Origin of the sequence: Algoriphagus sanaruensis, assembly GCF_001593605.1 — a bacterium.
GTDB classification, from domain to species: domain Bacteria; phylum Bacteroidota; class Bacteroidia; order Cytophagales; family Cyclobacteriaceae; genus Algoriphagus; species Algoriphagus sanaruensis.
Genome location: NZ_CP012836.1, coordinates 3,472,623 through 3,492,824, shown reverse-complemented (window position 1 = coordinate 3,492,824; position 20,202 = coordinate 3,472,623). Strand labels below are relative to the sequence as shown.

Below are 20,202 nucleotides of genomic sequence, written 5' to 3'. Positions count from 1 at the left end.
TTTATTTTAGTCCAATGAGTCTACCTCTTCGCAGTCTGGCCGTTTGGTCCAGTGTATTTGTTCTTCTGATCATCTTGATCTTGAATTTTTTTGTTTTTTCAAAAAGTGAGGAGGAAAGCTTTTATCAGGCGTTACAAGCCAGAATTCAAAAAGTAGATCAGGAATTCGATGAGGACTTTATTCAAGTTTTGATGGATGTCAGACCCGAAGATTCACTTTCAAATCGAATATTAAGTCTTCAAAAACATCGTCATCCTTTTTTTGTACTTGATTCTAGTGGAGAATTGATTTTTTGGTCTGATTTTACACTTACACTTGATGTTTCCAAAATTCAATTGAATCTTACCTATCAGGTTTTGGAGGATCCTTATGGTACCTTTCTTTTAAAAACCAGAAAGACTAAAAGAAATAACAAGGAGTATTTTTTGGTTCATGCCACTCGACTGATTCTTCCCGGGACTATTGAAAATGATTTTATTCAATCAGGTCCTAATCCGGAGTATTTTGGAAATGATCGCTTTCAGGTATTTAGCAATCCAGAGGAAGGGCGTTTTGTGGTTAAATCTGAATCAGGAATTGCCATGTTTGGTATCAATTTCCTGCTAGGATATGAGCCTGTCGGTAAAGTATATAATACTCCATTACTCGTTTTTATTGGTTCGGTATTCTTATTGTATTTCCTGTTGAGTTTTGATTTTTTAAAAAAGAAATGGAAAAAAGGATATCCATGGCAAACTATCGGGTATGGGCTACTCATTATCTTGGCTATCCGAACAGGCATGATTTGGAGTGGGTTTCCTCGTGACTTTTTTGAATTTCCCTTATTTAATCCAGTGCATTATGCGTCCTCTTTGATCAACCCGAGCCTTGGGGATCTATTGTTGAATACGCTTGGACTTGGTGTGATTTTAGGATTGGTTATTTTTCAATTAACCACAGATTCAGTCATCAAAAAGCTGAGCCTATGGATTAACCATTCAAAGAATTTTATTCTGATAGGAGGTGCATTTGGAATCAGCAGCTTGTTTTTTGGACTGGTATTTTTTCTGCCAAGAGATTTAATTTTCAATTCTCAATGGGTCTTGGATATTCGATCGATTCCCTCTTTCGATGTATTTAAAGGCTTGAGTCTATTGATTTTGTTTGTTTGGTCTGGGATTTATGTTTTGGGATCCTTGACTGTATTCAGTGTTTTGGATCGACTGGGGATCAATCAGAAATTACTTCAACAAATTTTATTGGGAATTGGAATAGTACTGGCAGTTCCTTTGGCATTCTTGGGATTATGGTGGATGGTCGTTTGGGGCATCCATATATTTTTCCTTTGGATAATTATTCAGTTTAAGCTCTATTTCAATGTTTTCAGACTGGGATTAAATACCTTTTTAACCTTCTTCTTTGGGGGATTAATTACCGCCGCAGTCAGTGGGATAAGTACGCACCAAGCAGATCGAGACCGATTGATTCAGTCAAAAATTAGCTTCGCTAATCAAAACCTGATCGAAAATGATGTCATGACGGAATTTTTCCTCGGAGATATTTTCGCCCGAATCAAATCGGATTTATTTATCCAAAATCGTCTTGCTGATCCCTTACTATCCAAAGAACCGATTGAAACCAAGATTCGGAAAATTTACCTTGACAATTACTTTGATCAATTTGAGGTAAGTGTATGGGCGTTTTCATCCAATGGAAATCAACTTTTAGGGCCGCAGGGTGATTTGACACTCGAAACTTTAAGAAGGGAATTTGTCAAAAGTGATTTTGCAACGGGGGTCAGAGACCTGTACTTTATTCGAAGCCGAGAGTCATCTGTCAACAATAAGTTTGTCGGATTTATTCCATTAGTCAAAGACAATGACTTATTGGGGACTCTAGTTTTTGAATTGAGACAGCTTCGAGTTCAGCCGGGCAGTGTGTACCCAAGGTTGCTTTTGAATAAAAAATATGCGGATAAACTCGAGCCGAGTTCTTTTGATTACGGCGTGTTTCGGGATAATATTCTCATCCGCTCCTCGGGTTCATTTAATTACGTCCAAGGGCGTTTTCTTGAGTCGCTTCAAAAAGATGCCTTATATACCACAGGACTGGGATTTGATGGATACCATCATTTAGGAATCAAAAATGGAGATGAGATTTTTGTGATCTCTTCAGCTAACTCAAGTTTCTCTCAGTTCTTTGCGAACATTTCGCTCTTTTTCGTCGCCTTCGTTTTCTTGACTTTTTTGGCGGTATTACTGAATACTCTGGTTAAAGGCTATCGGAATTTTGAGTTTAACTATTCCACAAAGCTTCAGCTTTATCTGAATTTCGCCTTTTTCTTTCCCATCATCATTATTTCGATTATTACCATAGGCTTGCTGTCGGGCAGTTACCAAGATGATTTGCATCGGCAATACATCCAAAAAGCCAACTTGATCAAGGGTAATTTGTCAACATTTTTCAATAACCAAAACCCTGAAAATCTGGATCGAGATGTGTTGAATGAAGAAATCAATGAGTTGGCAAATACAGTCGCTAGTGATATCCACCTTTATTCTCCTTCTGGGATACTGGAATCGACTAACCGATCCAATATTTTTGAGAAGAAGATTCTGTCTCCCTATATCAATCCACGGGCTTTGGCAGGAATTGAGGAAGAAGGGCAAATTCAGTTATTGTTGGATGAGCAGGTAGGGAAATTAAGATACAAATCGGTCTATTTGGCGATTCCTTCGCAAGTGGACAATTCGCTGTCGGGGATCTTGGCAGTTCCTTTTTTTGAATCTGAAGCCGAATTAGACTCTTTGATTGCTGATGTCTTAAGCAATATTTTCAATGCTTTTGTCATCATCTTTATCCTCTTTTTGATTGTGTCTTCGATAGTCTCTAAGAACTTAACGCTTCCATTTCGATTGTTGACTCAAAAGTTGAAGACCACCAACTTGGAAAACAACGAACCGATGTATTGGTCGTCCAAAGATGAAATCGGCTTATTGGTCAATGAATACAACAACATGCTCTTCAAGTTGGAAGCCAGTAAAAAAGTACTCGCTTCCACAGAGAAAGAATCAGCTTGGCGAGAAATGGCCAAACAAGTGGCGCATGAAATCAAAAACCCGCTAACTCCCATGAAGCTAACGCTTCAGCATTTGCTTAGACTCGATCAAGAAGGTAAACTGACCGATCAAGAGCGGCTTCGGAAATCCTTGGAAACCTTAATCCATCAGGTAGATGCATTAAGTGGAATTGCTTCTTCCTTCTCCACATTCGCTAAAATGCCTTTGCCTAAAAATGAGCCCATGAATTTTAAGGCTGTTTTGGTTAAGGTATTAGAGCTTTTTAATAATGACCGGAGAATCCAACTGGAGTTCAGGGACGATTCGTATACGGAGCAGATTCCGATCATGGGAGATGATAAATTGTTTGGGCGTGTCATTTCCAATTTGATTATCAATGGGATTCAAGCGGTCTCACCGGACAAAGTTCCTCAAATTAAAATCTGGCTTTGGATGACTGAACAAGCCGTTTTTTTGGAGATCAGTGATAATGGAAGGGGGATTCCACAAGAATTAAAAGATAAGATTTTTGTCCCCAACTTCAGTACAAAAAGTCAAGGATCGGGCCTTGGATTGGCTATCGCAAAAAGTGGCGTAGAGACAGCTGGTGGTAAAATCTGGTTTGAAACAGAAGTCGGTAAGGGCACTACCTTTTACCTGACCTTTCCGCTGATTCAATAATTTGGGCTTTTTAGTACCTTGAAAGAAAAAGCTTTCTAAGCAAAATGCGGAGGATTTTTGGGGTTTTAGTTTTGGTCTTTCTACAAGTCACCGTCTCTTGGTCTCAGGAGAAGTGTATTTGGGTAAATGCCTCGCTATTTCAAAAACCTACTGAGCTAGATTCCCTGACTGCTATTCCAGAAAGTATTCGAGTTCAGGATTCCCAGGGCGTCAACTATAATTTCACCTATTTCACTGCCAATAGAACGCTTCAGATTTTACCTGCTCAAGATAAATTGCCGGATTCGCTACTAGTTTGTTTTCAAACGCTGGGTGTCAGGCTTGATCGAACCTTGGCACGGCGAACTCTCGATCAGAACTATGATTCGGCGGCTATTTTTAAAGACAATCGGGTAATTAAATCTCCTCAATTAGACCTTCGTGAAGAGCTTTTTCCTAGCTCCACGCTATACAAAACCGGTAGCCTCACTCGTGGAATTTCCTTCGGAAACACTCAAAATGTCTTTGTTAATTCTGCCCTCAATCTGCAATTAGAAGGGGATATCGGTGATAATTTACAGATCAGAGCAAGTATCACGGATCAGAATGTTCCGTTTCAGCCGGAAGGGAATACCCAGCAGATCCAAGATTTTGATAATGTCTTGATAGAGCTTTCTCACGAAAACTTCACTTTAGCTGCGGGTGATGTGGTCTTGCAACAACGACAATCGGAGTTTCTGAGATATTATAAAAATGTTCAAGGGCTTCAGTTTACATCTAAGTATAAACTCAAAGGCGGATGGGAAGCGAGTTCACAAGCTTTTGCTTCTGTGGCCAAGGGAAAATTTGCCAGTATTCAGGTTCCTGTTTTGGAAGGGGTGATGGGACCCTATCGGATTAATGGACCGAATGGAGAGCGATTTATCGTAATTATGGCAAATTCTGAGCGGGTGTTTTTGGATGGGAAGCAGCTTCAGCGTGGTTTCAATGCCGATTATGTTATTGATTACAATCAAGCTGAAATTACCTTTACGCCAAAGGTTTTGATTACTCAATTTTCGAGAGTTCGAGTGGATTTTGAATATGCCGAGCGAAATTACTCCCGGTCGATTTTGGGAGTAAACCACTTGCAAACGAATGGGAAAGTAGATGTTTATCTCAATTTTTATCAAGAAAAAGATAACCGAAACAGACCCCTGCTCAGTGAATTAACCCAAGCAGAGCAAGTCTTATTGGCATCTGTAGGAGATCAGACCAATTTGGCGGTATTGCCACGAATTGATTCTGTGGCCTATGATCCAACTCGGATTTTGTACGAAAGGATAGAAGCGCGGGATAATTCAGGAAATCCAATCACGTATTACAAGTATTCCACTGATCCCAATTCAGCTTATTTTGCCTTGGCCTTTTCGAGGGTAGGCAATGGTCTTGGAGATTACCGGCGGGTCAATCAACTTTCCAATGGGACGGTCTATGAATACGTTCCTCCTATCGGAGATCAAAAGCAGGGCGATTATTCGATTTTGACGCAATTGCCTGCACCAGACTACAAACGAATGCTCACTGCTGGCACAAGGATCAAAATCAATGCTCATGAAAGTGCGTACTCCGAATTGGCTTGGTCCACTCGGGACCGTAATTTATTCTCAAGTTTAGATGATCAAGATAATTCTGGACTTGCGTGGAAAGCTGGACTCAAGTCTGATGCTCGTCCGATTTCCTGGATGGAGGGATACACATTTCAGGCGCAATCAGAGATCGAATTTAACGCTGCAGAATTCTCCTTTATAGATCGGTTTCGTTACATCGAATTTGATCGGGATTGGGGAATTAACAACGAAGATTTACGAAAAGAGGCAAGCGAACGATTTTTTTGGACTCAGGTAGGGGTGTCGAAAAATGCTAAAAATGGGTTCAATTATCGCCTTTATTTAAGAAATAGGGATCAAGTGCTTTCAGGGAGTCAGCATACTGCCAATTGGAATTTGGAACTGGGACGTTTCCTGCTGCAGCAAGATTTTTTCTCCTTAGATGCCATGAAAGATACCTTGACTACTTCCTGGAAAAGGTATAGTGGGCAAGTCAGCTTTCAGACTAAATCTTTGATCCCGGGTTACAAATATTCAGTCGATCGTAATGCCTTGAAATCAACCGCCACTGATTCGGTATTGAGTACCGCTATGAATTTCAGAGAGCACCAATTTTTTCTGCGATCTAATGATTCCTTGTCTTATTCTTTTTCAGGGGATCTTTCTTTGAGAAAAGATCAAAGCCCCGTTCTGGGAGAGTTGCAGCCTTTTACAGATGCTTTGACATCAAATTTCTCCTTTCGAAAGACTTGGCAAAATCATCAGCTTCAGTCCACATTCACTTATCGAAAGCTTGCCTATTTGCTTCGAGATTTGCCTGAGGAATTGACGCTTTTGGGTAAAGTGGATTATTCCGGTTTTTTATTTTCAAACTTGGTTAGAAATGAAATTTCGTATGCTATTGGAAATGGGAGGGAACTTCAGCGGGAGTTTGTCTTTTTGCCTGCTCCGAATGGCGACGGAACACATACGTGGCGGGATGATAATGGCGATGGAATCCAGCAGCTTAATGAATTTTACCTTGCGATCAATCCAGAGGAGAAGTTGTATATCAAAATATTTGTCCCTACGGATACTTATATCCAAGCATATACTTCCCTACTGAATTATCGAATTCAGGGCCGATTTCCGGATAATTGGAAAGACCAAGGCGGGCTGAAATCATTCCTTCAAAAATTCTCCAATACTTCCAGTCTGAGCGTAGAGAAGAAGGTGACGGCAGAAGATTTTCTAACCCGGATCAACCCATTTTTAGGAAACATTGACCGTGATCAAATCCTCTCTCTGCGTCAGGTTTTGAGGACGAGTTTCTTTTTTAATCGTGCTTCTACCGCGTATGGATTTGACCTTTCCTTATTTGATTCTCAGAATAAGCAATTGCTTTCTGGTGGGTTTGAGGATCAACAATCTCGGGATTGGAAATTGAACACTCGGTATCAGTTCAATCCTTTTACCACTTTGCGAGTGATTGGGAATACCGGAACCCGTATTTCGGATTCGGACTTTTTAGAAAATAGAAATTACACCATCAGGCAACGTGCCCTTGGTCCTGAATTGGCTTGGCAACCTTCGCCCTTTTTTCGTACGACCGGCACCTACACTTTTACCTCCAAATCCAATCTAGAAAACGAATCCTTGGATGAACAAGCTAAAATCCACCAGTTAGGTGCAGAAATTCGCTACGCCAAAGCGATTAAAACTACTCTGTCGGGTCAAATGCGTTGGATTCAAATCGATTACAATGGAGAAGCCAATTCCCCCGTAGGTTATGAAATGCTACAGGCTTTGACCAAGGGGACCAATGTTACCTGGACCATCAACTGGCTTCAAAAAATCGGGGAAGGACTTCAGCTCAATGTGGTTTATGAGGGAAGAAATTCTGAAGGATTAAATCGGGTAGTTCATTTTGGGCGAATGCAAGTTTCCGCACTCTTTTAAAAAAAATGTAACTTTGCTCGCTCTAGATAGTTGTCATACTAACTATTAAACTACGAACCAAATGAGAAAATCCATCCTCGTCACAGGAGGGACAAAAGGAATCGGAAGAGCAATTGTTCAACGATTCGCACAGGAAGGTTTTGATATATTCACATGTGCTAGAAGTGAGCAAGATTTGCTTACTCTCAAGGCTCAATTAGAATCTGATTTTCCTGAAATCAAGGTAATAGCCCATCCCGCTGACCTCTCAAAAAGGGAGGAAGTACAGCGATTTGCGGCTTTGGTTCGTCAAGTCGGATTACCTGATGTTATGGTAAATAATACTGGTATTTTTTTACCAGGCGCTATCCATGATGAGCCGGAGGGCAATTTTGAATTCATGATGGCGACGAATCTTTTTTCCGCGTATTACTTGATTAGGGAGTTTGTCAAAGAAATGATCACTCGTCGATCAGGGCATATATTCAGTATGGGTTCAATTGCAGGACTTACAGCCTACCCCAATGGAGGAAGCTATGCAGTTTCAAAATGGGCGATGCTCGGCATGACCAAATGCCTTCGAGAAGAGCTAAAACCCCATCAGATTAAAGTGACTTCGATTTTGCCTGGAGCTACCTTCACAGATAGTTGGGCTGGAGTTGATTTACCGATTGACCGATTTATAAAGGCAGAAGATGTTGCCGAATCAGTTTGGGGGGCTTATAACCTTTCACCCCAAACCGTTGTTGAAGAACTAATTATTCGCCCCCAACTTGGAGATATTTAAGCTATGGAATCCCTAATCAAATCCCTTGATTCCCTGTATTGTGATAGCCTTACCCGCTATTCGAGAAGAAAGACAATTCCGGTAAAGGTTGGTGATGTCGTCATCGGTGGCGACAATCCAATTGTAGTCCAGTCCATGACTACAGTTGACACCATGGATACTGTTGGTTCTGTAGAGCAATGCATTCGGATGATCGAATCAGGATGCGAGTTAATCCGAATTACCGCTCCTTCTATCAAGGAGGCTGAGAATTTGAGGAATATTAAAAATGAGCTTCGCAAAAGAGGCTATTCTACTCCATTAGTTGCTGATATTCACTTTACTCCAAATGCAGCTGAATTGGCGGCGAAGATTGTTGAGAAAGTGAGAATCAATCCGGGTAATTATGCGGATAAGAAGAAGTTTGAAGTCATCGAATACACAGATGCGAGTTATGCGGAAGAGTTAGACCGAATTCGGGACCGATTTCTTCCCTTAATTAAGATTTGTAAAGAACATGGCACGGCCATGCGAATCGGAACCAATCATGGTTCGCTTTCCGACCGGATCATGAGTCGCTATGGGGATACTCCTTTGGGAATGGTTGAATCTGCCTTGGAGTTTTTGAGGATTTGTGAAGAGGAAAATTACCATGACATTGTGATTTCGATGAAATCCTCCAATACTCAGGTCATGGTTCAAGCATATCGATTGCTGGTTCAAAAACTGAATGAAGGTGGATTTAAGCCTTATCCTTTGCATTTGGGAGTTACAGAAGCAGGCGAGGCGGAAGATGGAAGAATCAAATCTGCTGTTGGAATTGGGACTTTGTTAGAAGATGGCTTAGGGGATACGGTTCGAGTTTCATTGACGGAGGATCCTGAATTCGAAGCACCTGTAGCAAGGGCATTGGTGGAGCGATATGCTCACCGTACTGGTCATAGCCCGATTCAAGCAATTAAGACATACCCAATTACTCCATTTGAGCATACCAAAAGACAGGCTCAAGAAGTCTATAATTTTGGTTCCGGGAATGTCCCTCGGGTGATAACTGATATTTCAAGAATTGAAAAAATCACCGAAAAGGAAATGAAATCTGTAGGGCATTTCTATTTGCCCGAACTGGATAAATGGAAAATGAATGACCTTGGAGCAGACTTTGTCTTCACCGGTCAAAATCCAATTCCATTTATGCTTCCAAATGGGATGAAGGAAATTCAATCTGCTGACGTTTGGAAAAAAGCACCTGATCAAATCAATAAGTTTCCGCTTTTCAAGTTGGATGAATATTCTAATTCGGAATTATTCCATTCTGAATTGAATTTTCTGGAAGTCTTAGATACCCAAATCGAGGAGGTTATTCCTAGGATTAAGGGTAGAAAAGACACTGTCTTGATTCTAAAGACTGCCAACGTGCATGGGATGGCCGCTTTGCGTAGAGCATTTGTTTCTCTCTTGGATTCTGATGAGAAAATCCCTGTGGTTATCAAAGTCACCTATCCAGATCAAACTGCTGATATGACCATGCTGTATGCAGCGACTGATGTGGGAGGTCTGCTTGTCGATGGACTTGGTGATGGGATTTTGATTTCTTTGGAAAAAGAAGGGGAGCATTCCCGTCAGGAAGTGTTGGATCAGGTCAAATTACACAATTCTGTAAGCTTTGGAGTGCTTCAGGCAGCTCGTACAAGGATGTCAAAGACGGAATATATTTCCTGTCCATCCTGCGGAAGAACATTGTTTGACTTGCAGGAAACAACAGCTATGATCCGAAAACGAACCGATCATTTGAAGGGCGTTAAAATCGGCATCATGGGTTGTATCGTCAATGGACCGGGTGAAATGGCAGATGCCGATTATGGATATGTGGGCTCAGGAAAAGGAAAAATTACGCTTTACAAAGGAAAAGAAGTCGTAAAACGATCTGTGCCATCAGAAAAAGCCGTCGATGAACTGATCAACATCATTCGAGAGGATGGAATGTGGAATGAGCCGGAGACGATTTAAAAAATACAGTTGAAATACCATATTTCTTCAGGAACTTCAGAATGAGAACCTGCTAAAGTTCAATGGTATTTTTTCAAAATGAATTTCCCCAAAAAGGAAATCAATTTCAGTTTAATTGGGTTGAAGCATAAAACGCAAGTACCATGTCAGAGAAAAATCAAGTTAAGGAGTTCTTCAAATTGGGTGCAGTTGGAGACTATTTTCTCAATATTTTCAAAAAACCCGATCCCAACAAACCGACTAATTTCAATCTTCGAATGATGCATGGCATCAATAAGATTTCAATTTTGGTTTTTCTTTTCGCTTTGATTGTTTGGACGATCAAGCGATTGATGTAAGGAAATCGCTCCCTTAAAACATCAATCCCATTCGGAAGAAAAGGCTTTGAAAAACATAGTAGGTTTCAGAAAGTGATTCGTATCCTCTAGGTAAAATCCCAGTGGGGACGAAGGAAGTTGGAGGAATCAATAGTCCGTTTTTATAGGCATAAGAGTAGCTTGCTTCTTGGCGTTTGAATCCGATACTTACTGATAGCGCTGATTTCCCTTTCCATGCGGGTAGTCTAACCCCCAAGTGAGCAGAAGTCATTGCTCCGCCCTCATACCACGATTCCTCCCATTCAGTACTCGTTTTTTTCTCCACAAAAGCTGCCCCACCTCCTATATCAATTCCTCCAACTAATTGAGGCTTATTTTCTTTCCCCAAAAAACCTCTCCAGCCAATTGCAATTGGGATAAGGGTCAATTGATCATAGAAGTCCAATCCAGTTGAGAGTCCCAAGACATGCTTCGGATGAAGTTTGATTCCATGAAAGGTATGAAGGCTGAGATTGTTCCGATCAGTTCTGCTTCCATCCCAGTTTTGAGGTCCTTTTCCACGTAATACGCCAATTTCAGTTTGCTGAAAATAAGGCGATTCTTGAGCTACTGCCCGAACGATCGAAAAGTAGAAAACCAAGATCAAAAGGAGTGTTTTTAGCCTCATGATTAATTGATCACTATGGGATTGCTTACTTGGATGCAGCTTAATTTTTTTAGCTGGGAAGGAGTCGAATAATCAAACTGACAGACTCCATCAGGTCCTATGACGATAAGCGATTTTGGCCCGGGAATTAAATCCACTGATTTCATTTCTTTAAGAAATTGAAGCTGGTGTTCGTCGATAGTGAGTACATCTGATACTTCGAAGCTTTTTAATCCATGGTTTCCTTCAGCTACAAAAAGGTAATCCCCGGCTAGACCAAGTCCATGTGGATTGAGCATGGGGTAGGACTTTTTCAACTTAGGCTCGTAAGGGTTTTGGATATCGAGGACATGAAGCTCATTGATATTGTTTACACAGAAGTTGCCGCTTCGTAAGGTCACAAAGGCATGCTGCTCATTTACCACCACCGGGTCACAGGCTAAAATATGCTCATAGACCGCCATTCGAGTAGGTGAATGAGGGGTGGAAGCGTCATAGATATGCATGCCTCTGTTGGATCCGATAAATAGTTTTTGTTGAAAAGGGAAGATGGTTTCAATTCCCCAACCAAGATCCACTGGCTTTACAAATTTAGGTTCGTCGGCCTTGGAGACATCAAAAACCCGAAGAGTGGATTCATCAACTGCATAAAGGTGGTCATCCATTAAGGTAAATCTCGCCATAGACCCACCAGTGCCATAGCTTTTGCCGGCAGAGGAGAGATTACTTGTAAAACTTGCATCAGCTCGAAAAAAGATTACATCCGGTCTTCCCCAATAGGCCTGATCTGCCGTGATTACAGTGTCTTTGAATGTTAAGATTTTCCCTGTAGCGTGCTGATATTGCTTTAAAAACACATCTTCCACTCGCCGAATCAGTTGGATTTGTCGGATTTTGCTGATGTCAAAAGCGAGTAAATCAGCATAATTGTCAGCATAAAGAATGTTGTTGTTTACTGCCAAGTCCATATTCCCTTCGATGGGAATGAAGTTCAAATTGATAGGATTGGCAGGGTCGGAATTGTCTAGAATATGGATTCCTTTGGTAGGTTCGTTAACCAAAAGATAGTCTTCGTAGATGTAGATTTTACCAGGGCTTTCTAAAGGCTGTGGAGGCTCGACCTGAATTACTCTTCCTCTGACATCGCTCATTTCAAGGTAAACAGGAAGCATAGTCCGAAACGTAAAGTTCGTTTTGATTTCGTCTTCACATGAGCTGAAGAGACCTCCAATCAAAATCAAGAAAAGGAATCTGGATAAGGTGAGTTTCATAAGCTGGCAGTTTTGATTCCTTAACGGGAGTTAAAATACATTCGCTACAAAAAAGAAACCCACTTTCGTGGGCTCTTTTTATTCGTTAAGAATTTTCTTGATAAATGCGACACTTTCCGGGATTTGCGTTACCGATCTGGAACTTTCATCCTCGATGACCAAAAAGGCTGTACCCTGTTTTTTTGCTTCCTGAATCAGTCCTGCAATATCGATGTCTCCGGTTCCTAGAACAACATTTGTTTCTACATCCCCTCGGCCATCAGGAGAGCCGGGAGTGCCTTTTTTTCGATCTTTGAGATGGAGTTGGGGGAATTTTCCAGGGTATTTTTGCATCAAGGCAATCGGGTCTCCTCCGCCCATTTTTACCCAAAATACATCCATGTTGAACTTGAAATTCTGGGCATTTTCAAGCATGTAGTCCATGGGAGTACCAGATCCCGTATTCACAAACTCATAGCCATGGGGATGATAGGTCAGGGTGACTCCGCTTTTTGCAAAGAATTCTCCTGCTTCATTAAATAATGCAGTGGCAGATTTTATTTCCTCCAAACTGATCGGTCCTTCTGCATGAGGAATCCAGTAGCAGGTTGCAAACTGAGCTCCATATTTTTTAGCTTCTGCTAGGATCGCCTGAGGGTCAGATTTTAATTTGTTGTAATCCGCACCTACCCCAACAATTCGAAGGTTATTTTCATTAAGAAGTTTCTGATATTCTGCTTCAGAAAAGGTATATGTGCCGCCACCTTCCAATGCATGAATTCCCCATTCAGCGATCATTTGATGGTATTTTACAGGGTCTACTTTCATTTCATTACGCAAGGAATATAGCTGAAGGGCAATTTCCTGAGCCCATAAACCCATCGGGCCGAGAATCATTATTCCCAAGAGAATGAATTTGATTTTCATGGTGCAATTATTTTGAGTTTTCCGAATGTACTTATTTCCGATTGGGAAGAAAAGCCGCTTTTACCAAAGATGTTTTTCTCTCCGACTATTTTTCCATATTTTCAAAAAGCTGAATTTTCAGATATAACCTGTCTATGAACTCCCGAAGAAAATTTATCCAAAATACCTCCTTACTCAGTTTAGCTATGAGCCTCAAGCCTGATTTTTCCCTTCTTGCCTCCCAAGATTTGATTCTTGGTCATGGAGATTTTACCTATAAAGTAGATACTCAGTGGGGAAATCTTGATCCTACCAAAGTTCCAGTGGTCAACTGCCATGAGATGGTCATGGATCGAAAAAAGCGCATGATTTTGCTTACGGATGAACCTAAGAATAATGTAATTATTTACGATCAAGCGGGAAAACTATTGAAAACTTGGACTTTGGGCTTAACCGCAGCTCATGGACTTTCTTTAGTGGACGAAGGGGATGCAGAATACCTATGGATAGTGGATAATGGAGGAAGAGTCATCAAAACAACGCTTGATGGTCAAATTGTCACCGAAATCCAAAGTCCAAAAGCAGAAGGGATTTATGATGAAAAGATGCGATGGGTGCCAACTGAAACGGCGATTGCGCCGAATGGAGACTTATATATCGCAGATGGCTATGGTTCCCAATATTTTTTACACTACGATTCAAATGGAAAATTTATCCGAAAATTTGGAGGTGCTGGATTTGGTGATGCCCAATTTAGCACGGCCCATGGAATAGCTGTAGATCAGCGGGGAGGAAATGCACCAACCTTGATTTGTACGTCAAGAGGCCATAATTCCTTCAAGCGATTTACAATGGACGGCAATTACCTTGAGACCATCTTTCTTCCTGGAGCCTTTGTTTGTAGACCGGTCATTCACGGGGATCAACTGTATGCCGGAGTTTGCTGGTCAAGATTGAGATATCTAGAACAAACGGATAATTCAGGTTTTGTCACTATTCTGGATCAAAACAATCGAGTGGTTTCCAATCCGGGCGGCACTGCCCCAGAGTACCGCGAGGGAGCACTGCAGTTGATGGTTCAAAAAGAATCCGTCTTCAAACATTGCCATGATGTCTGCATCGATCAGGATGAAAATATCTATGTCTGCCAGTGGAATGCAGGGAAATCTTATCCGATCAAATTAACTAGGGTATAACGAAAAACTCATTGCTTATGAATCCTGTAACGGTAGGTTGGTTTGAGATTCCAGTCCGAGATATGGACCGTGCTATCACTTTCTATGAAAATGTCTTTGGGTGCAAACTTTCCAAGCAAGTGATGGGGGACTTTCAAATGGCTTGGTTTCCAAATTCAGAAGGAAATGGCGCACCTGGAAGTCTGGTTTTCCATGAGAAATTCTATGCAACTAGCGAAATGGCAGGACCTCTGATTTACCTGAATTCAGAAGATTGTTCCAAGGAATTGAGTCTGATTCCAGATTTTGGTGGAAAAATTTTGATTGAAAAAAGACAAATTTCTCCAGAAATCGGATTTATGGCGGTATTTTTAGATTCTGAAGGAAATCGAATCGCCCTGTTTTCCTCCAGATAAATTACCCGAAGTGACCAATAGAGGACCAAACACCACACGGGTACTTCCTCATGCTTAAGTGGATAAAACCAGTCAAATTGCCCCAAGAGCCAGGTAATCTGGAGGACTTGCAAAGAAGAATCGCATTCATTTTTGTGTTTCTTACTTTGCTGGCAATCATTTTTTTTGGGATTTCTGACTATCTCATGGGGTTAAATCCAATCATGGTAAAAGTTAGGTTGGTCTATATCCTGCTTTTCTCTGCTTTTACGGTTTTGATGATCAAGTATAAAAAATACTTGCTCTCGATGAACCTGATGCTGGGTTTGATTCTCGTTTTCACCCTTTTCAATTACTTCTATAATGATGGCTACAGAGGCCCGACGATTTTTAACCTATTTGTGTTTGTCGTCGCAGTTTCAATTTTTTTCAAAACTCCATTAAAGGTATTCTGGCTGGTTTTGTCTATTGGAGGTTACACCATCTTATTTTTCTTGGAGGCTAAAGGAACGATTAGCCCGTATCTTAATTATTTATCTTCTGAAGATTTATTCTGGGACAATGCTATTTCCATATTGGTAAGTGCTGGATTTATATTCGTTGGAGTCTCTTATCTAATTAATAATTACCAAAAGCAGCATCTGACCCTTGCTAATCTCAAAAAGCAAAATGAAAAAAACCTATCGGAACTTTCTTATCTCAATGAAAATAAGAATCACCTGATCGCCTTGCTTTCACACGACCTCAAAAGTCCCGTAAATAGTTTGAATACTACGTTGGAACTGGTAGAGGAGGGGATGTTGGAGCCGGAAGATTTGCAGCGGATATTGCTCAATCTTAAGAATCAAAGTTTTCAGCTTTCCAAGGTTCTGGATAACACCCTCGGTTGGGTGTTGGCTGAAATGGAGGGATATGAGTCTGAAATTCGAAAGGTAAATCCATGGATCTTGGCAGAGGATATGTTGGAGATCATGAAGGTTCAGGCTGATAAAAAGAATCAAAAAATCGAGCTTGATTTAAATCTTAAAATTCAGGAAGCCAGTCTTCCGATCAAGGAAATAAAAATTGTTTTGAAGAATTTTTTAGATAATGCGATTAAGTTTTCAGAACCAGGTGCAACTATTGTTTTGACAGTGAATGAATTGCCAAATTCTATTTTTTGGGAGGTGAAAAACCCGGGCTTGGAAATTTCAAAAGATGTTCAAAAATCTCTTTTTGAATTAGTTCGAAATAGTTCAAAAGGGACAAGAAGAGAACCTGGGACAGGTATTGGTCTTTCCCTTTGCAAGAAAATCGCGACTAAACTTAACTGGGATATCGGCTACATGCATTCCATAAAAGGAGAAAATATTTTCTTTATTGAGACTCCTAGATATTAAAGTAGTCTCAGTCCAAAAATTAATTTGGGTTCTCTTCAATGACTGATTTCAACCGCTCATCTTCTGAAAATTCAGGAGGGTCGGATTTTTTTAGAATTCAGTTCATTTACAATTAAATGTAAATATAGAGCTCTCAACAAATGGGGATAATCTAATTCTTAAATTTATCGTCGTTCATCTTATAAAGATTTTATGCTCAATTTCGGAGTATTTGATAAATCCGGAGATTTAAATCAACTCCAAAACAGGATATCTGAGGTTTTTGCTCTAATCCTGACGCTGTTAGTTCCTTTACTATGCGTACTTGATTTTTTGATGGGGTATAAGCTGATCTATATTTCGATCAAGTTCCTATTTGTTTTTCCTTTTTTGATAGGATATCTGGTGATGAAGAAATATGGCCATCATCAATTGATTTTAATCCTCATGTTTACAATTGGGCTAGCGGCTATTTCATTAAACTTTTTTTTAAGTGAGGCCCATCGAAGCAGGACATTATACACCCTTTTCATTTTTGTGGTATCATCAATATTAATGCTTCGTGGTAGGTTCAGTTGGGTATGGATTACCTTAATCTTTGTCGTTTACGGGGTTTTGATTGGACTTGGAAGGTTGGAAAAGTATAAGGTTGCTTTTGATATTTATAGTTCAGATGATTTTTTTCAGGATCAAATCCTCACGGTGACTTGGACTAGTCTCTTCACCCTTGTTATTATTTTGTTGTTCATCAAGAGCTATCAAAAGCAGAATTTATATATGCTAGAGCTCCAAAAAGACAAGGAGCTTGCATTGAATAAGTTGGAAAACTTGAATGACAAAAAGAACCAGCTTTTGGCCTTATTGTCTCATGATTTAAAGACTCCTGTTACTAGCCTAAACTTCACCTTGGAACTTGCAGAAGAAGGGATGATCAATGAGAAGGAAATGGCGCAAATCATTTCCAATCTAAGGACACAAAGTTTTCATCTAAGCAAGGTTTTAGATAATACACTGGAGTGGGTAATTACTGAAATGGAGGGGTCTGATGCAGATTTGGCGACTATAAATCCGGTTGTTATTACTGAGGAGATGGTCGAGGTCATGCGTTTTCAGGCCAATCAAAAATCCCAATCAGTGGAATTCGAGGCAATGGGTGACTCTCTGGAAATCATATTGCCTTTCAAAGAGATTCGAATTATCCTCAAAAACTTTTTGGACAATGCCATCAAGTTTACCCCTAAAGGATCAATCATATTGGTTCAACTTTTTCAAAATTTTTCCAAAATTCGATGGGAAGTCAAAAATGAGGGAAAGTCTGTTGATGAGGCTGATCGGCCATTTTTGTTTGAATTAAAAGCTAAAAAATCAGAAGGAACTTTGCAGGAAAAAGGAACTGGAATCGGCCTTTCTTTATGTAAAAAAATTGCTTCTAGACAGGGATGGGAAATCGGCTATTTGTATTCGGATAATAAGTGGAATGTCTTTTTCTTAGAAATAGATTTGACTAAATCATAACTACACGGAGACTTTTTGCCCCGTGAGCCCCAATGACCAAAGACTGTTCGATATCAGCAGTTTTCGAAGGGCCTGCAATAAACACTCCGAAGCCTGAATGATTGGCACCGATTTGTTGGTAGGCTTGATGCATGGTGTCTACCAAATTTGTTTTGTTCAAAACAATTACGAGGTGTTCAGTAATAAAAGGTATAGCACGATGAGGGAGCTCTTTATCCTCCAGCCAAATCGCACCATTTTCTGCAACCCCAAATTGTCCTTCCAAAATTGCGAGTTGAAGATTTTCGAGTTCGTGCGGGTCTTCAGGAAGAATCACCGAACTGTATTTTTGGAAATCTTCTGAGTAAGAAAAAACCCGAGTAGATTGATTTTTTTCCATCCATTCCTCGAACTGTGTGCGATCCATGACTTCAGCTTTGTTTGCCTCCAAAGCCTTTGTAAACAGAACTCCTAACTCTCCCTGTGATTTGAAATCTGGGGTGTCAGGAAGAATTTTCTCCGCTCGAGGAATAGATCTGATGGCTTGTAATATAGATTCCCGGGAACTCATTTTCTATTTTTTTTATACCAATCCTTGAAGGATTCCTGAGGTGTTTCTGGTAGATTTCGACCCTTTCCCCAACTATTGATGGGGTGGTAGATCAAGGATTTTGGAAGCGTTTTCAAAGCTGATCTCATGAGACTTCCAGATAGTTTGTAGGCCAGTGGGCTTTTAAATATGCCACTTGCGAGCTTCATGGATAGATTTTTACCGAGTTCGCCATGTGTTTTGGTGATCTCCTGTCTCCATTCATACAATTGCTCATGGATATTAATCTTTACTGGACATACATCCGAACAGCTTCCACAAAGGGTGGAGGCAAATGGAAGTGTACTGTATTTTTTCATATCTAATCCCGGCGATAGAATAGAGCCTATTGGCCCGGGAACGGTACTTCCGTAACTGTACCCCCCACTTCTCCGGTAAATAGGACAAGTATTCATACAAGCGCCACAGCGGATACATTTTAAGGAGTTTCTAAACTTCTCTCGCGCCAATTGGGCAGTTCGACCATTATCTACCAAAATCAGGTGGATTTCCTTTCCTGCAGAGGGACTTCGAAAATGGGAGTTGTAATTGGTGACTGGTTGTCCAGTGGCTGATCGGGCCAATAGCCGTAGGAAAACACCCAGATCCTTTCTTCGGGGAATGATTTTTTCAATGCCCATGCATGCGATATGAACTTGAGCCAAATGCACTCCCATATCGGCATTACCTTCATTGGTACAGACCACAAATTCTCCTGTTTCGGCTACGCCAAAATTGACCCCGGTAATTGCAACTTTGGCTGAAAGAAATTTTTCACGAAGGTGTAGCCTAGCTGCATGGGTCAAATAGGCGGGGTCTTCATTTCCTTTTTCCGTTTGAAGTTTTTCATGGAAAAGTTCAGAAATCTCCCCCTTTTTCAAGTGGATGGCAGGTAAAACGATGTGGCTTGGAGGCTGATTGAGGAATTGGACAATTCGCTCTCCCAAATCGGTATCCACGACTTCAATTCCGTTTTTTTCTAAAAATGGATTTAGGTGACACTCCTCGGTGAGAATGGATTTACTCTTGACTATGGCGGTACAGTTTTGCTCCTGTAGAATACTTAAGACAATCTGATTGTGCTCTTCTGCATCTTTCGCCCAATGAATTTTGATCCCATTTTTCTGAGCATTTCTCTCAAACTCTTCTAAATAGGAATCCAGTTTGGAAAGTACATGGTCTTTGATCTGAGAGGCAAGTTCTCTAAGGTCTTCCCATTCCGGAATGGTTTTGCTGATCCGGTCTCGTTTATCCCGAACAAACCACAGGGTTTCATCATGCCATTTTGCTTTAGCCTGATCTTTCAAAAATTCACCTGCTGCCTGGGGATGACTCATGCTAAGCCTTGGTTTAAGATTTCTGCTAGGTGCATAAACTTTAAGGAATGACCTGCTCGGCTTGAAATACCTTGCAAATGCATGATGCAAGACATGTCTCCTCCGGTTAGGATTTCTACTTTTTTAGAAAGATGATCTTCTAGGCGATCTTTGCCCATTTGGATTGAAAGCGCTTCCTCAGTTACTGAAAAAGTACCTCCAAATCCACAACATTCATCGGTCCGAGTCAATTCTACCCATTCGATCCCTTCAAAGTTTTCCAGAAGCTTTCGAGCTTTATTGAATGGATCAATATTCATCTCAGAGCTTGAGGCTAATCGCAATCCACGTTGGCCATGGCAGGACGCATGATACCCCACCCGATGCGGAAATTTTCCAGGAAGATTTTCAAGGTGGAGGATATCAGTCAGAAATTCGGTGAGTTCGAAAATTCGATCATGAATTTGATGCTGGACATTTTCTTTTCCCGCTATTCTAGGGAAATGCTCTTTAACATGGAGTACGCAGCTCCCTGAAGGGGCCACGATATAGTCGAACTTCTCAAAGGTATCCAAAAAGTGGTGGCTTGTTCCGACCGTGTCTCGTTCGTAGCCGGCATTGGCCAAGGGTTGACCACAGCAGGTTTGTTCAAGCGGATAGCTCACTTTGCAACCCAACTTTTCCAAAAGCTCCAAGGTGGCGATGGCAACTTTTGGATAAAACTGATCCACGTAACAAGGAATAAATAAACCGATATGGGGAGAAGCTGAATTCATCGG

Annotated in this window: 15 protein-coding genes; 9 read left to right on the top strand and 6 right to left on the bottom strand. The window is 40.8% G+C overall.

Features of this window, described 5'->3' with window-relative positions; all coding sequences use genetic code 11:
- Window positions 1-14: 14 nt before the first annotated feature.
- From AO498_RS15210 to AO498_RS15190, 5 genes are all read left to right on the top strand, one after another.
- Window positions 15-3,719 carry an ATP-binding protein gene (locus AO498_RS15210; protein WP_067549584.1) on the top strand — a complete coding sequence of 1,235 codons (3,705 nt, stop codon included), beginning with the start codon at window positions 15-17 and terminating at the stop codon, window positions 3,717-3,719.
- Between the two features lie 44 nt (window positions 3,720-3,763).
- Complete coding sequence (locus tag AO498_RS15205; RefSeq protein ID WP_067549582.1) at window positions 3,764-7,225, top strand: hypothetical protein; 3,462 nt, start codon at window positions 3,764-3,766, stop codon at window positions 7,223-7,225.
- A gap of 61 nt (window positions 7,226-7,286) precedes the next feature.
- Window positions 7,287-7,991 (top strand): SDR family oxidoreductase, encoded by a 705-nt coding sequence (locus AO498_RS15200; RefSeq protein WP_067549580.1) that lies wholly within the window; start codon window positions 7,287-7,289, stop codon window positions 7,989-7,991.
- A gap of 3 nt (window positions 7,992-7,994) precedes the next feature.
- The gene (gene ispG, locus AO498_RS15195) at window positions 7,995-9,977 is read left to right on the top strand and encodes a (E)-4-hydroxy-3-methylbut-2-enyl-diphosphate synthase (protein ID WP_067549578.1); all 1,983 of its coding nucleotides are present in this window, start codon (window positions 7,995-7,997) and stop codon (window positions 9,975-9,977) included.
- A gap of 143 nt (window positions 9,978-10,120) precedes the next feature.
- Entirely contained in the window at window positions 10,121-10,315 is a 195-nt protein-coding gene (locus AO498_RS15190; protein ID WP_067549576.1) for a DUF6728 family protein, read from the top strand.
- A 13-nt stretch (window positions 10,316-10,328) separates the two neighbouring features.
- On the opposite strand, the gene AO498_RS15185 is transcribed toward AO498_RS15190, so the two are convergent.
- From AO498_RS15185 to AO498_RS15175, 3 genes are all read right to left on the bottom strand, one after another.
- A complete protein-coding gene (locus AO498_RS15185) occupies window positions 10,329-10,961 on the bottom strand; it encodes a hypothetical protein (protein WP_148660259.1) in 633 nt (210 codons plus the stop codon).
- A 2-nt stretch (window positions 10,962-10,963) separates the two neighbouring features.
- Complete coding sequence (locus AO498_RS15180; protein WP_067549569.1) at window positions 10,964-12,211, bottom strand: LVIVD repeat-containing protein; 1,248 nt, start codon at window positions 12,209-12,211, stop codon at window positions 10,964-10,966.
- 78 nt (window positions 12,212-12,289) lie between these two features.
- Window positions 12,290-13,117 (bottom strand): sugar phosphate isomerase/epimerase family protein, encoded by an 828-nt coding sequence (locus AO498_RS15175; RefSeq protein ID WP_067549567.1) that lies wholly within the window; start codon window positions 13,115-13,117, stop codon window positions 12,290-12,292.
- Window positions 13,118-13,251: 134 nt separating this feature from the next.
- Between AO498_RS15175 and AO498_RS15170 the strand changes: the two genes are divergently transcribed.
- From AO498_RS15170 to AO498_RS15155, 4 genes are all read left to right on the top strand, one after another.
- A complete protein-coding gene (locus AO498_RS15170; protein WP_067549565.1) occupies window positions 13,252-14,292 on the top strand; it encodes an NHL repeat-containing protein in 1,041 nt (346 codons plus the stop codon).
- Between the two features lie 17 nt (window positions 14,293-14,309).
- Window positions 14,310-14,687: a VOC family protein gene (locus AO498_RS15165; RefSeq protein WP_067549563.1), complete on the top strand. Its 378-nt coding sequence runs from the start codon at window positions 14,310-14,312 to the stop codon at window positions 14,685-14,687.
- Between the two features lie 50 nt (window positions 14,688-14,737).
- Window positions 14,738-16,045, top strand: coding sequence for a sensor histidine kinase (locus tag AO498_RS15160; RefSeq protein WP_067549561.1), 1,308 nt, complete (start codon window positions 14,738-14,740; stop codon window positions 16,043-16,045).
- Window positions 16,046-16,237: 192 nt separating this feature from the next.
- Window positions 16,238-17,539, top strand: coding sequence for a sensor histidine kinase (locus AO498_RS15155; protein WP_067549559.1), 1,302 nt, complete (start codon window positions 16,238-16,240; stop codon window positions 17,537-17,539).
- Here AO498_RS15155 and AO498_RS15150 read toward each other — a convergent pair.
- Genes AO498_RS15150 through AO498_RS15140 form a run of 3 tightly spaced genes read right to left on the bottom strand, consistent with a single transcriptional unit; the run spans window position 17,529 to window position 20,199 of the window.
- Window positions 17,529-18,089, bottom strand: coding sequence for a LutC/YkgG family protein (locus AO498_RS15150; RefSeq protein WP_067549556.1), 561 nt, complete (start codon window positions 18,087-18,089; stop codon window positions 17,529-17,531). The two genes, AO498_RS15155 and AO498_RS15150, sit on opposite strands and share 11 nt — an antisense overlap.
- Window positions 18,086-19,444, bottom strand: a complete 1,359-nt coding sequence (locus AO498_RS15145) for a lactate utilization protein B (RefSeq protein WP_067549553.1) — start codon at window positions 19,442-19,444, stop codon at window positions 18,086-18,088. Before AO498_RS15145 ends, AO498_RS15150 begins: the two co-directional genes overlap by 4 nt.
- The gene (locus tag AO498_RS15140; RefSeq protein ID WP_067549551.1) at window positions 19,441-20,199 is read right to left on the bottom strand and encodes a (Fe-S)-binding protein; all 759 of its coding nucleotides are present in this window, start codon (window positions 20,197-20,199) and stop codon (window positions 19,441-19,443) included. Before AO498_RS15140 ends, AO498_RS15145 begins: the two co-directional genes overlap by 4 nt.
- Window positions 20,200-20,202: the final 3 nt, after the last annotated feature.

Coding starts and splice junctions, on each gene's coding strand:
- AO498_RS15160 (WP_067549561.1), top strand. CDS start 14,738: ATGCTTAAGTGGATAAAACCAGTCAAATTGCCCCAAGAGCCAGGTAAT.
- AO498_RS15210 (WP_067549584.1), top strand. CDS start 15: ATGAGTCTACCTCTTCGCAGTCTGGCCGTTTGGTCCAGTGTATTTGTT.
- AO498_RS15180 (WP_067549569.1), bottom strand. CDS start 12,211: ATGAAACTCACCTTATCCAGATTCCTTTTCTTGATTTTGATTGGAGGT.
- AO498_RS15145 (WP_067549553.1), bottom strand. CDS start 19,444: ATGAGTCATCCCCAGGCAGCAGGTGAATTTTTGAAAGATCAGGCTAAA.
- ispG (WP_067549578.1), top strand. CDS start 7,995: ATGGAATCCCTAATCAAATCCCTTGATTCCCTGTATTGTGATAGCCTT.
- AO498_RS15200 (WP_067549580.1), top strand. CDS start 7,287: ATGAGAAAATCCATCCTCGTCACAGGAGGGACAAAAGGAATCGGAAGA.
- AO498_RS15150 (WP_067549556.1), bottom strand. CDS start 18,089: ATGAGTTCCCGGGAATCTATATTACAAGCCATCAGATCTATTCCTCGA.
- AO498_RS15185 (WP_148660259.1), bottom strand. CDS start 10,961: ATGAGGCTAAAAACACTCCTTTTGATCTTGGTTTTCTACTTTTCGATC.
- AO498_RS15170 (WP_067549565.1), top strand. CDS start 13,252: ATGAACTCCCGAAGAAAATTTATCCAAAATACCTCCTTACTCAGTTTA.
- AO498_RS15190 (WP_067549576.1), top strand. CDS start 10,121: ATGTCAGAGAAAAATCAAGTTAAGGAGTTCTTCAAATTGGGTGCAGTT.
- AO498_RS15140 (WP_067549551.1), bottom strand. CDS start 20,199: ATGAATTCAGCTTCTCCCCATATCGGTTTATTTATTCCTTGTTACGTG.
- AO498_RS15165 (WP_067549563.1), top strand. CDS start 14,310: ATGAATCCTGTAACGGTAGGTTGGTTTGAGATTCCAGTCCGAGATATG.
- AO498_RS15205 (WP_067549582.1), top strand. CDS start 3,764: ATGCGGAGGATTTTTGGGGTTTTAGTTTTGGTCTTTCTACAAGTCACC.
- AO498_RS15175 (WP_067549567.1), bottom strand. CDS start 13,117: ATGAAAATCAAATTCATTCTCTTGGGAATAATGATTCTCGGCCCGATG.
- AO498_RS15155 (WP_067549559.1), top strand. CDS start 16,238: ATGCTCAATTTCGGAGTATTTGATAAATCCGGAGATTTAAATCAACTC.